At 69.1% G+C, this 12994-nt stretch carries 10 protein-coding genes and 1 riboswitch; all 10 genes read right to left on the reverse strand.

Features of this window, described 5'->3' with window-relative positions:
• Position 1: 1 nt before the first annotated feature.
• On the reverse strand, positions 2-1195 hold the full coding sequence (locus IT359_02680) for an efflux RND transporter periplasmic adaptor subunit (GenBank protein ID MCC6927875.1): 1194 nt from the start codon (positions 1193-1195) through the stop codon (positions 2-4).
• Positions 1192-2433, reverse strand: a complete 1242-nt coding sequence (locus IT359_02685; GenBank protein MCC6927876.1) for a TolC family protein — start codon at positions 2431-2433, stop codon at positions 1192-1194. Before IT359_02685 ends, IT359_02680 begins: the two co-directional genes overlap by 4 nt.
• Positions 2434-2520: 87 nt before the next feature.
• On the reverse strand, positions 2521-3921 hold the full coding sequence (locus tag IT359_02690; protein ID MCC6927877.1) for a HAMP domain-containing protein: 1401 nt from the start codon (positions 3919-3921) through the stop codon (positions 2521-2523).
• Positions 3922-3923: 2 nt separating this feature from the next.
• Entirely contained in the window at positions 3924-4613 is a 690-nt protein-coding gene (locus tag IT359_02695; GenBank protein ID MCC6927878.1) for a response regulator transcription factor, read from the reverse strand.
• Between the two features lie 169 nt (positions 4614-4782).
• Positions 4783-6603, reverse strand: a complete 1821-nt coding sequence (locus IT359_02700) for a bifunctional homocysteine S-methyltransferase/methylenetetrahydrofolate reductase (GenBank protein MCC6927879.1) — start codon at positions 6601-6603, stop codon at positions 4783-4785.
• A 286-nt stretch (positions 6604-6889) separates the two neighbouring features.
• A complete protein-coding gene (locus tag IT359_02705) occupies positions 6890-7777 on the reverse strand; it encodes a class I SAM-dependent methyltransferase (protein MCC6927880.1) in 888 nt (295 codons plus the stop codon).
• The gene (gene metH, locus IT359_02710) at positions 7774-11349 is read right to left on the reverse strand and encodes a methionine synthase (GenBank protein ID MCC6927881.1); all 3576 of its coding nucleotides are present in this window, start codon (positions 11347-11349) and stop codon (positions 7774-7776) included. Before metH ends, IT359_02705 begins: the two co-directional genes overlap by 4 nt.
• A gap of 32 nt (positions 11350-11381) precedes the next feature.
• A riboswitch (SAM riboswitch) is annotated at positions 11382-11458 on the reverse strand.
• Between the two features lie 154 nt (positions 11459-11612).
• Positions 11613-12035, reverse strand: coding sequence for a hypothetical protein (locus tag IT359_02715; GenBank protein MCC6927882.1), 423 nt, complete (start codon positions 12033-12035; stop codon positions 11613-11615).
• 3 nt (positions 12036-12038) lie between these two features.
• The gene (locus IT359_02720; GenBank protein MCC6927883.1) at positions 12039-12371 is read right to left on the reverse strand and encodes a DUF167 domain-containing protein; all 333 of its coding nucleotides are present in this window, start codon (positions 12369-12371) and stop codon (positions 12039-12041) included.
• Positions 12368-12958 (reverse strand): YggT family protein, encoded by a 591-nt coding sequence (locus IT359_02725; GenBank protein ID MCC6927884.1) that lies wholly within the window; start codon positions 12956-12958, stop codon positions 12368-12370. The genes IT359_02720 and IT359_02725 overlap by 4 nt, the downstream gene beginning before the upstream one ends.
• Positions 12959-12994 lie beyond the last annotated feature (36 nt).

Genomic DNA, 12994 nt, shown 5'->3' on the forward strand with positions numbered 1-12994 from the left:
GTCAGCCCCCGCGCCGCTTCAGGATCTCGGCCTTTGCCACCGATGCGCCGCCCACGATCACCACCGTGCCGGTGTCCACGCCGCCCAGGATCTCGGCGCTGACCGTCGTGCGACGGCCGATACGTACGCGCACCGCCGTCAGGTGCATCCCGTCACCACGCGGCTCCGACACCACCACCACCGTGTCGCCGTCGAAGGCCTGGATGGCACCTGACGGAACCGTCGGGACCACCCTCCCCGCGGCGCCCGAGAGCTCCGCGTTGGCGAACATCTCCGGCTTGAGGATGCCGCGCGTGTCGCGCACCGCCGCATGCACCTCGATGGTGCGCGTGAGCGTGTCGACCGAGGGGAAGACGCGCGTCACCGTCGCATCGAAGCGCGCCGCGGGGGCAGCCGTGACCGTGAAGCTCACCGGCGCCCCCACACGCGCCGCCGCCGCCGCCGCGTCCGGCACCTGCAACACCAGCGTCAGCGCCGAGGTGCGGCTCACCGTCACCAGCGGCGCCCCCACCAGCACCACGTTGCCGGGCTGCACGTCGCGCGAGATGACCAGGCCATCCAGCGGCGCGCGCACCAGCACCCAGTGCGGATCCATCCCCGGCTGCTCCGGCCCGTCGCCCAGCAGGTGCTCGAGGAACTCCTCGGCGCGTACCAGCTCCGCCGTCGCGCTCTCCCGCGTCGCCTGGGCATCCGTGTGCAGCCCCCGCAGCTTCTCCAGCTCGGCCATCGACACGGCCTTGAGCCCGTACAGTCGCTCGCCGCGCTCGGCCGCGCTCTGTGCGACGCGCAGGTCCGATTCGGCACGCATCACGTCTGCCTTGGCGCGCGACAGCGCGGCGCGCGCATCCATCATCTCGTGCGAATGGATCGCCACGAGGATCTCCCCCTTCCGCACGCGATCGCCAGGCATCGCGTACACCTTCACGATGCGTCCCTCGACGATCGAACCGATCGGTTCCGTCGCGCCCTGGTCGAGCGACAGGCGCCCCGGGGCGCGCCACGCATCGCGCCATGGCGTGCCCACGACCTTCGCGGTCGTGAAGCCAGCGATCTTCACCGACGCGGCCGTCAGCAGCGCCGTATCGGCTGGTGGCGTGGCGGCCACCGTGGCCGGAATGCTCGCTCCCTCGCTCGATTTGGAGCAGCCACTCGCGGCCGCGAGGAGAGCCAACCAGGCAACACGGGGACGCATCACGGATTCTCCAGGAGCGGCGCCCCAAGGGCGCGATTGAGCTCGAGCTGGGCGAGATTCACGTCCATCGTCCAGCGCAGCGCCGCGGCGCGCGACTCGGCGCGCGCCCGCTGGGCCTCGATCAGTTCCATCAACGAAATGGCGCCCTCGCGGTACGCCCCCTCGGCGATTTGTGCCACTTCAGCGGCGCGCGCATCGACCCCCGCCGCCCCCGCCGCCAGTGCCTCGCGCATCGCCTGCATTCCCTGCAACGCCGCCGCCACTTCGCCACGCACGCGCAGCTCGGCGTCGCGCAACTCGGCCCTCGCCATCAGCGCCTCGCCGTGCGTGCGCTCGCGCGGCCCCTCGTTCCGGCTAAACAACGGCAGCGGGACGATGATCCCCAGCAGGCTCGTGTTGTAGCCCGCGGTCTGCTTGTAGCCCGTCACCACTTGCAGGTCGCTCACGACGCCGCGTCGCTCCGCCGCGGCGCGATGCGATGCCTCGTCGGCTGCATGCCGAAAGGCGGCGAGGTCCGGGCGCTGCGCCAGCGCGCGCGCGACCGCCGCCGCCTCGTCAGGCACCGTCGGCGCCGACGCCACCGACGCCAAGCCTGCCAGCGGCGGCAACGACTCCACCGCCATTCCCAGGAGTCGCGCCAGGTCGCCGCGTGCGCGCGCTGCCTCGGTTCGCGCCGTGGCTTCGGTCATGCGCGCGCGATCGGCCTCCAGCTTGGTGCGAACGGCGACCACCTCGGCGACCGCTCCCTCGCGAAAGCGCCGCTCGTCGAACTGCGCAATCTGCTCGCGTGCCACCCGCTCCTCGGTCGCGACGTGCAGCAGCTCGCCGCCGAGCGCGGCCCGCCAGAAGGCGCGCATCACCTCCGCGTCGATCGCGCGCGCGGCCACGGCCGAATCGGCGCGCCCGCGCTGGGTGAGCGCCGTCCCCGCCGTGCGGATCGCCAGTCGTCGTCCCGTGATGTCGACGGGGAGCTGCACCGTGGCGAAGATGTCCGGCTGCAAGACGCTCTGCATGTTCTCGCGCCGCCACTCGAGCGTCGGGTTGGGAAACGCGCCGTCGGTCCTGGCGCGCCCCTGCGCCACGAGGCGCCGCGCGTGCGCCGCCTCGCTCCACGGACCGCGCGCGCGCGCCATCACGACGGCTTGCTGAAGGGTCAGCGCCCCCCCACCCTGCGCCGACTGCCCGTGGGCGGTCGAGACGAGGGCAGCGAAAGCGCAGGACACCGAAATGGCGAGTCTCATGGCTCGCATCCTAGCTCCCGGCAATGAACCGATTATGAACGATGTTAAGCTTTCACAAGCGCCGCGAGGACAACGCCCCGCTCCGTCTTAACGCTGACCGGCGCCCGGCTCCGGCGAGGGCGAAGGGTCTGGTCGCTTCGTCGCCCGTTCGGGAGGGGGAAAGAGGATGCGGAAGCGCGACCCTCCCAGGTGCCCCTCATCCACGCGAATCGTCGCCCCGTGCTTCTGTACGATCCAGGCGGCGATGGCCAGTCCGAGTCCGCTCCCCTCGGGCGCGTGTTGCCGCGCCGCCGCTCCACGATAGAAGCGCTCGAAGATGCGGTCGCGCTCCTCGGGCGATATGCCGATCCCCGAGTCATCCACTTCAAGCACGCCGTCGCCGGCGCGACACAACACCCGCACCTCCACTCGCCCACCGGCCGGCGTGTAGTGCAGGGCGTTGTGCAGAAGGACGCCGACGAGACGATGGATGAGCCGCGCGTCGCACGACACGGGGCATTCGTCCAGCACGGGAATCTCGAGCGAGATGCCGCGGCGGCGGGCCTCCGCGTGCCACGGCGACAGGGCGTCGCTCACCACGTCGTCGAGAAATGCCGGCTGCAGGACCGCCTGCGCGCTCCCGGCGTCGGCGCGGGCCAGCTGCATCAGTTCGTCGACGAGCGACGAGGCACGCCGCAGGTCGTCGTGGATGCGCTCCACCGACTGCCGATCATCGCTTGCCGAGGGTGGCTGGGCGAGACGCGTCTCGGTTTCGCCGAGCATGCGTGCCATGGGCGTGCGGAGTTCGTGCGCCGCGTCGGCGAGGAATCGTCGCTGTTGTGCCAGCGCCCCATCCAATCGGTCGAGCAGCGCGTTGAAACGCCGTCCCAAACGTCCCAGTTCGTCGTTGGCGTCGGCGATCGGGAGTCGCGCCGACGGTGCGCTCGCGTCGATTCGCTCTGCGGCTTCGGCCATCTGCCCAACTGGGCGCAGCGCACGCCCGGTGACGAGCCACCCGGCGAGCGCCGCCAGCGCGACCGCGAGCGGGAGCGCGATGAGCGTGGCCTGGTCGATGCGGCGGTGGGCGTTGGCAAGGTCGGCGACGCTTACCCGCAGGCGCAACTTCCACCCGATGGCCAGGTCGCGCTCGAGCGGCACGATGTACGTGCGCACGGGGGGGCGCGGCCCCGACTGCGCGTTAGGCAGGCGCGCCGAGGCGAAGATGGTGGAGTCGGGGCGCAGGAACTCGAACTCCATGCCGGCAAAGACCAGTTCGCCGGCAATGTGGCGCAGCGTGACCTCGACGTGCTGGTACTCGGACAGCTCGGCGCGGAAGAACGAGCGCACGAGTTCGATGTTGCGCAGCACGCCGTCCTCGTGCTGGACGGCGAGGGCGCGCCGCGCGATGCCGCGCATGGCGACGATCGACACGAGGAGGAGGACGAAGACGCTCCCCGCAAACCACGCCGTCATGCGACGGCGAATGCGCGGGTTTCCCTTCGTCGCCATGCCTAACGGGTTCTTCCCTGCCTCGGATCGCCGAGGCGATAGCCGGCGCCGCGAATCGTGTGGAGCAACGGCGCTTCGTCGCTTTCGTCGATCTTCTTGCGCAGCCGGGCGATGTAGACGTCGATGACGTTGCTCGCCGGGTCGTAGTTGTCGTCCCAGGCGTGCGCGCTGATCTTCTCGCGCGTCACCACCTCGCCGGCGTGACGCATGAGGTACTCCAGCACCGCGAACTCCTTGCTCGTGAGCGAGATCTGGCGCCCGTTGCGTTCGGCAACGCGCGTCCCCGTATCGAGCGAGAGTTCACCGACCTGCAGCGTGGTGGGGACGAAGACCGCCGGGCGCCGCAGGACCGCCCGCACGCGGGCCTCCAGCTCCGCCAGCACGTACGGCTTCACGATGTAGTCGTCGGCGCCGAGGTCCAACCCGGCAATGCGATCTTCCACCGTATCGCGGGCCGTGGCCATGAGGATCCGGACGGGCGATCCTGCGGCGCGCAAACGCCGGCAGACGTCCAGCCCATCGATGCCGGGAAGGCGGATGTCGAGCACGGCGACGTCGTAGTCGTTCATCGCGGCGAGTCGAAGCGCGTCTTCCCCCGTGGGCGCGAGATCGACGGCGAAGCCGGTCTTGCGCAGATAAGCGACGGCCAGCTCCGCGATACGCGCATCATCTTCCACGAACAGGACTCGCATTCAGGTTCCCCGGTCGGCGACGATGGAGTGCATTGCGGGGCAGTAGGTGACCCGTGCTCTTCATCCTAACCGAGCTTCATGAAACCAAGATGAGTGCTGCATCAAGGGTGCGCATGCACGAGTGAACGGGCGTTGGCCGGCCGGGAGGGGTCGCGCAGCGCTGCGAGGACTACGAGCGCAGGACCTCGAGCGCCAGCGAGACCTTTCCGAACGGCGCCGAGACCTGGACGCCTTGCACGTCGCTCCTCACGAGCGAGAGCATCTCGCGCGCGATGGCGATTCCTTCCTGCAGTGCGTGTTCGGCCGACTGCTGGTTGGCGCGTCGCATGCGGTGCAGGATCTCCTCGGGGACGACGACGCCCGGCACCTCGTTGGCGAGGAACTCCGCGTTGCGCAGCGAGACTAGCGGCCAGATGCCGGCAACGATCGGGACATGCGACGACCCGAGCTCGCGCAGGAAGCGCTCGAGCTGGCGCGAGTCGAAGACCGGTTGCGTAATGGCGAACTCGGCGCCGGCATCCACCTTGTAGTCGAAGCGCCGGCGCTCGAGTGCGGGGTCGATTGCGGCCGGGTTGACGCCCACGCCGATCGTGTAGCGCGTTGGCGCCCCGATCGGGTTGCCGCCCGGGTCCAGTCCGCGATTGAGGTTGCGCACCAGGTTCGTGAGGCCGATCGAGTCGATGTCGAAGACGGCGGTGGCGTCGGGGTATGGCCCCATCTTGGGCGGGTCGCCGGTGATGAGGAGGAGGTTGTGCAGTCCCATCGCTGCGCCGCCTAACAAGTCGGAGAGCATCCCCAGCAGGTTGCGGTCGCGGCAGGCGTAGTGGCACACCGCCTCGATGCCCACCTGCTGCTCGATGAGGAGCGACGTCATCATCGCCCCCATCCGGCTCTGCGCGCGCGGCCCGTCGGGTACGTTGACCGCATCGACCCCCGCCGTCTTCAGCGCGCGCACGTCCTCCAGCATGCGCGAGGCGTCCACCCCGCGTGGCGGGACGATCTCGACGGAGGAGACAAACTGCTGTGTGGCGAGCTTGTGCCCCCAGTTGCTCCGCTCTCCCAGCGGCACCGGATGCACCCCCGCATGCTTGCTCACCGCGCGCTCACCGACGGCGAGCACACTCCCGTCCCCCGACGCCCGTCCCCCGTCCTTTCGCTTCAGCGATCGCGGCACCAGCGGACGGATCCCCTCCACCATGGCGCGGATGTGCGCCGGCGTGGTCCCGCAGCACCCGCCGATCACCTTGGCGCCTGCCTGCAACAGGTGGCGCGCGTAGGTGGCCATGTACTCGGGGCTCGCCATGTACATCTTGCGCCCGCCCACCTCGCGCGGCATGCCGGCGTTAGGCATCGCGCTCAACTTGCGACGTGTGCTGGCCGCCATCTTCTCGATCGCCTCGAGGATGATCTGCGGCCCCACGGAGCAATTGAGCCCGATGACGTCGGCGCCCAGGGCGTCGAGCGACTCGGCGATGTCCTCGGGCCGCATCCCGAAGATCGTGACGCCCTCGACGTCGACCGTCATCTGTGCGATGAGCGGGAGCTCGGGGGCCACCGAGCGCGCGGCGAGGATCGCCTGCGAGATCTCGTCGAGGTCGGCGAACGTCTCGAGGATGAGGCAATCCACTCCGCCATCGCGCAGCGCGGCGACCTGCTCCTCGAAGGCGGCGCGCGCCTCCTCGAGCGAGGTGGGACCGTACGGCTCCAGCCGCACGCCTAACGGGCCAATGGCCCCTGCCACCAGGACGGCGTCGAGCGCCGCCTCGCGCGCGATGGTCGCCGCGGCGCGGTTGATCGCCGCTACCTCCTTCTCGAGCCCGAAGTTGGCCAGCTTGAATCGGTTGGCGCCGAACGAGTTGGTCTCCAGCACCTCGGCGCCGGCCTTTACGTACTCCTCGTGCACGCCGCGCACGAGGTCGGGCGCGCGCAACGAGAGCTCGTCGTAACACTGGTTGATGAAGACGCCACGCTGGTAGAGCATGGTCCCCATGGCGCCATCGAAGACGAGGACCGCGTCGGGGTCGGTGATGCGCTCGCGAAGTGCGGCGCGGTCGGAACGTGCGCCCTCGATCACGAGAACCCCACCAGCAAACAGGCGGCCACCACGAGATATCGCTGCAAGGGAGGTGTGGGCTGCGGGGAAGGAGCAACGCGCGTTGCTGTCAATGCCAGGGCACTCAGGAAAGCGGGCGGACTACAGGCCATCTCACACACGGTCGACGGCTCGTGGTCGGCGCAGGGCGCCGGCGCGCCGGCGACCATTTGGAAGATGGCTTCTAATTACGTCTTGCCAAGCGACACCGAACGATGGCGGTCGTGAACTCCCGGTTCCAGCGCCGGTGCACGGAGCGAAGTTTGCGGATGGGGACCGTCTCGATCCACTCGAGCGAGAATCGTGACTGCGCCACGATCCGTTCGAAGCGCGCGATCGTCATCCCGTTCAGCCCTCCAGTGACCTCGCGAAACCTCGTGGCGCCATCCGACCTGAGGTCGGAGCGCCAGCGCAACAACGCCTTCTCACTGAATACCAGGTGCGCCCAAGGGAACACGGAGAGCATGTGCGCGCCGTATGGGTGGAACCAGGTGGGGCCGAAACTGGCGATGATCTTTCCGTTCGGCACAAGCAAGTTGTGCATCTCCTCCAGGACGGCGCTCGGGTCGTTGAAGTGCTCGAACGAGTCGATGCTTACCACGTACTCGGCAGGTGCACTCGCTCGAATCGAGAATCGGCACTTCGAGGACAGCCCTTCGGCCTCGGCCTGGGCGCGCGCGCGAGCGAGAAGGTCTGTCTGGATGTCGACGCCCTCGACGTGTGCGGCGACTTTCGCCAGTTCGAGCGCTTCATGTCCCTCGCCACATCCGAAGTCGATGACCGAGCGACCCCGCACCTCCTCGAGCAGCGCGCTGCCGAGCAGGACTTGCAACTTGCTCTTTCCCGCGTACGCACTTCCGTCCATGGATGTCGGCTCGCTCGGAGCGATTCGCCGCAGCAAGCGGTACTGCACGCCATCGAACAAACTCGCCTCCTCGCACCGTGTGGTTGGCTGTTCACGCGCAGGAATCATACTCGATTCACTGCGGGCCACTAGCAGCCCTGGCACGCACGGTGGTGTCGGCGCGCTGGCCCCCGCCAGCTGCCACCCATCAATTGTGACGACGGTCACTCTCCCCGCACCGCGTAGTACTTGGCCTCCGGATGGTGCACGATGAGCGCCGCCGTCGACTGCTCGGGGATCAGCTGCCTGGCCGAGGTGAGCGACATGCCTAACGCATCCACCGGGAGGAGCCGGAAGACCACGTCGTGGTCGTCCAGGTCGGGGCAGGCGCCGTATCCCCACGAGTAGCGCTTCCCGCGGCCCGCGGGGACGCCCAGCTCGGCGCGTATGCGGCGGTGAAGCCACTCGGCCGTCGCTTCTGCCGCCTCCACCGAAAGCCCATGGGAATAGAACGCCTCGGTGTACTCGCCCTTCGCCTGCAGCTCCTCGAACCGGCGCGTGGCGGCGTCGCCGACGGTGACCACCTGCAAGGCGATCACGTCCACGTCGCCCGACTCGACCGAGCGGAAGTAGTCCGCCAGGCACAACCGGTCGCGCCCTTCCTGCCGCGGGAAGTGGAAGCGCGCCACCTCACGCAACGATCCGCCGTCGGCCTCCCACGCGTCGGGGTCGTACACGATCACCTCGTTGCCGCTGGACTGTACGGGGAAATACCCGTAGGCGGCCTGCGGGACGAGCCAGCCATCGCGCTCGGCCTCGCCCTTGAGGCGAGCGAGCACCGGCTCGAACTCCGTGCGCACGGTGTGCTCGTACGCCTCGCCCGAGCCGCGCGCCCCCCATTGCAGGCGGTACAGCTCGTCGAGATCGAGGAGGTCGAGCACCTCGCCTAACGGGATGTCGCGCAACAGGCGCGTGCCAAGGAAGGGGGCCTCGGGAATGGCATGATCCGCGGAGACGCTCGATCGCTCCCCGCCCGCATCGCCGCGGGCAACGTCCTTCCCCACGCCGCTGTGCAGGAAGACGTCGGCGCGTGCGTCCGCCAGCTGCTTGGCGACGAATCCCGCGCGCTGCGCCGGGTCCTGGAGCCGGTCCATCGTCTCCAACCCCTCGAACGCGTCCTTGCAATAGAAGACGCCGGCATCGAAGGGGCGCTCCCCATCGACGAAGAGCGCGCGCCGCCCGAAACGCCGGTTGATCGCCGCCCCCCCGATGAGCACCGGCAGCTGCACACCGCGGCGATCCAGCTCCTGCACGCACATCGGCATCTGCTTCGACGTGCTCACCAGGAGCGCCGACAACCCGATGGCATCGGCCTTCACCTCGAGCGCCTTCTCGATGATCGTGTTGACCGGGACCTGCTTCCCCAGGTCGTACACGGTATACCCGTTGTTGGAGAGGATCGTGTTGACGAGCGACTTGCCGATGTCGTGCACGTCGCCGTACACCGTCGCCAGCACCACGCGCCCCTTGGTGTAGCCCTCCTGCTTCTCGAGGAACGACTCGAGGTGCTTCACCGCCTTCTTCATCACCTCGGCCGATTGCAGCACGAAGGGAAGGATGAGTTCTCCCGCGCCGAACTTGTCGCCCACCTCCTTCATCGCCGGGAGCAACACCTCGTTGAGCACCTGCACCGGCCGCTCGCGCACCCCCGCCGCATCCAGCGCCTCCTCGATCCCCTCCTTCTTGCGGTGCACGACCATCCAGTGCACCCGCGCTTCCGGCGTCATTCCCTCGGTTGGGTCGGCGCGCAGCGCCACTCCCGTCTCCCGTCCCTCGTCTCCCGTCCCCTTGTCGAAGTGTTCGATGAATCGTTGCAGCGCATCCGGGCGCTTGTTGAACACGAGGTCGTCGGCGAGCGCGCGTTCCGCCGCCGAGATCTCCGCGTAGGGCGTGACGTGCGCCGGGTTGACGATGGCGGCATCGAGCCCGGCCTGCACGCAATGGTGCAGGAAGACCGAGTTCAGGACGGCGCGCGCCCCAGGGGCCAGCCCGAAGCTCACGTTGGAGACGCCGAGGATCGTGAGCACGCCCGGCAATTCGCGCTTGATGAGGCGGATGCCCTCGATGGTCTCGTGCGCCGAGTCGATCCACTCGACGTCGCCGGTAGCAAGGGTGAAGGTGAGGGCGTCGAAGACGAGGTCCGACGGCTGCATGCCGTACTCGCCCACGACGATGTCGTGGATCGCGCGCGCCACCTCGAGCTTCCGCTCCCGCGTGCGCGCCATCCCGACCGGGTCGATCGTGAGGGCCACGAGGGCGGCGCCGTGCGTGATGGCCATGGGGACGATCGCGTCGATGCGGGCGCGACCGTTCTCCATGTTGATCGAGTTGATGATCGCCCGCCCCGGAACGTGCTCGAGCGCCGCCTTGATGACGCCCGCCTCGGTCGAGTCGATCATGAGCGGCGTCTCGACCGACATCGACAGGAGCTTCGCCACGGTCGCCATCTGCGCCGCCTCATCCGCCCGCTCGGTGAGGGCAACGCAGACGTCGAGGACGTGGGCCCCCGACTCGGCCTGTTCGCGCGCGACCTCCACGATCCCCTCGTAATCATCCGCCAGGAGCAAGCGCTTGACCTTGCGTGACCCCTGGGCGTTCACCCGTTCGCCCACGAGGAGCGGGGGGGGCGACTGGTGCAGGGTGATCGCGCGCATGGCGGAGGAGGCGCGCGGGACGTGGTGATGAGCGCGCGGCGAGCCGGTGGCGCCGGAGGCTGTCGTCGCGAACGGCGCTCGCACCCCCAGCGCGTCCACCGCGTCGTTGATCGCCTTGAGGTGCTCCGGCGTCGTCCCGCAGCACCCTCCCACGATCCGCACCCCGAAGTCGCGCACGAACTCCCCCAGCATCGCCGCCATCGCCGCCGGCTCCAGCGGGTATACCGCGTCTCCCGTCCCGGTGTTCAGCGGCAATCCGGCGTTTGGAACCACCGAGACCGGGCGCGTCGCGTGCTGCGACAGATAACGCACCGGCTCGCGCATGTGCTCGGGCCCTGTGGAGCAGTTGAGCCCGATCACGTCCACGCCTAACGACTCCAGCGTCGTCATCGCGCTGGCAATGTCGGTCCCCAGCAGCATGCGCCCGCTGGTGTCGAGCGTGACCTGCGCCTGCACCGGGAGGCGCCAGCCGAGTTCGCGGAACAGGCGCGCGAAGCCGGCCAGCGCCGCCTTCACCTCGAGGATGTCCTGCGACGTCTCCACCAGCAGGACGTCCACCCCACCTTCCACGAGGTACTTCGCCTGCCAGTAGAAGTCGTTGCTCAACGCCTCGAACGTCACGTTGGAGAGCGCCGGGTCGCTGCTCGACGGGAGCATCCCGGTGGGCCCGATCGACGCGGCGACGAAGCGCGGACGCTCGCTGGTGGCGTACGCATCGCACGCCGCTCGCGCCAGGCGGGCCGCCGCCACGTTGATCTCGCGCACCTTGTCCCCCAACCCCCACTCCTCCAGGCGGCGCGGCGTCGACTGGAAGGTGCACGTCTCCACCACATCGCTCCCCACCGCGAGGAACGACTCGTGGATCGCCTGGATCACATCGGGGCGCGTCAGCACCAGGTGGTCGTTGCACCCCTCGAGCGACTTTCCGCCGTAGTCTTCCGCGGTCAGGTGATAGCGCTGGATGTTGGTCCCCATCGCGCCGTCATACACGAGCACCCCGCGCGCCAGCGCGTCCAGGTAGCCGGAGCGAACGGGGAGGTGAAAGGCGTTGGCGATGTTCGGCGTGGAGCGGGCGTCGTCGGACAAGGCGATCCTCGAAAAAAAAAGAGCCCAGGGCTGAAGGGCGCCGGGCGGGCGCTTTAGCGAGTTGTTTTACGTGGCCGCAATTTGCCGGGAAATCGCCACGATCATGCAATTGTCACAGGACGCGGCCAGGAGTCGCTCAACGCCCTGCGTATGGAGGAATAGCGAATGGGGGCGCCGCCGACAAGCGCGCCCTCTCGACGCGCGGCGTCTCAACGGCGCGCGGCGCCTCAACGGCGCGCGGCGCCTCGACGGCGCGCGATCCCCTACGGCAGCTTCGGGGCGCGCCGCTCGGGCGGGGTGTCGAATCGCACGCGACCGCTCTCCCGCGCCCGCGCGCGCACGTACTGCGCGAGCGCCGCCAGTCGTTGGCGTTCCAACGGAAGCGCGAGATCGGCCAGGGTCTGGCGCGCGATCCCGTGGGCGAGTGCGAGGTTCGCCGTCTGGTCGCTCGTCGTGCGGTAGAGGACGAAGGCTCCCCCCGAGGCCAGCGGGATCCGCGCCGCCGCTTCGCCACCGTCAGGCGCCACCGAGTCGCGATCGATCACGACCAGGAGCGGCGGGACCGTCTGCGCCAGTTCCTCCGCCTCGGCCACCGAGTGCGTGACCTGCACCTTGTGCCCGGCGCCGGCCAGGAGTTGCGCCAGCCCCTCGAGCAGTGCGTCGTCGCTCCCGATGAGGAAGAGCATCGCTCAGCGCCCCTCCACCAAGCGCTCGACCGCCGACGGCGATAGCCCCGCGACCTCGACAACCTTGGATCGCGAGGCGTCGCCGGCAACGATTCGGATCATGCGGCGCGGGACGTCGAGCACGTCGGCCAGAAACTTCACGAGGGCCTCATTGGCCGCCCCTTCGACGGGCGGCGCCTGCAGTCGCACCTTGAGCGCTCCTTGCTGGACGCCCGCGAGCTCCGTTCGCGAGGCGCGTGGCTGCACGCGCACGGGGAAGCGTACCGCCCCCGCACGCTCTTCCACCGTGACCGCGCTCACCTTGCCGGCGCCCGCCGCCTTGGCGGCATGGGTCACGTGAGCCCTACCAGGACCCGTTCCAGGAGCCCCAGCAGCAGATAGGCGATGATCGGTGTGATGTCCACCATGCCCAGCGTTGGCACCACCTGACGCAACGGGCGCAGGATTGGCTCGGACAGCGTGAAGGCCCACCGAACCCACGGGGAGTACGGCGACACGCGCACCCAGGAGCAGACCACGCGCACGATGAGCGCCAGTCGCAGCACCGCGAACGTCCACTGGATCAGCATGCGCAGGATCCCGCGCGACCCCGTCTGGGAGGCGAAGTAGAACGCCCCCGCCTGCTCGCGCACGAAGTCGAACAGCGACAGGAAGACGATCCCGCCCAAGACGACGATCGCCAGCGACCACCACGGCGCGTTGCTCGGCAGCCCCCCCGCCCGGACGATCTGGCGCTCCACCGGCGCCATCAGCGGCTCCACGCTCTCGCGAAAGAAGCGGGCAACCTTTCCGAACGGGTTGAGACGTCGCGTGCGGACCAGCCAGTCGATCAGGCACACGAGCGCGAGCGCCGCCCCGGCGCCAAAGAGGGCGAGGCTGAGGATGCGGCGGACTGCGTCGAGGGCAAGGAGAAACGAAGGCACGATGAATTCTCGCGGATCGCAGCGGGGGCATCAAGC

The sequence above is a fragment of the Gemmatimonadaceae bacterium genome, assembly GCA_020852815.1.
Taxonomy (GTDB): Bacteria; Gemmatimonadota; Gemmatimonadetes; order Gemmatimonadales; family Gemmatimonadaceae; genus SCN-70-22.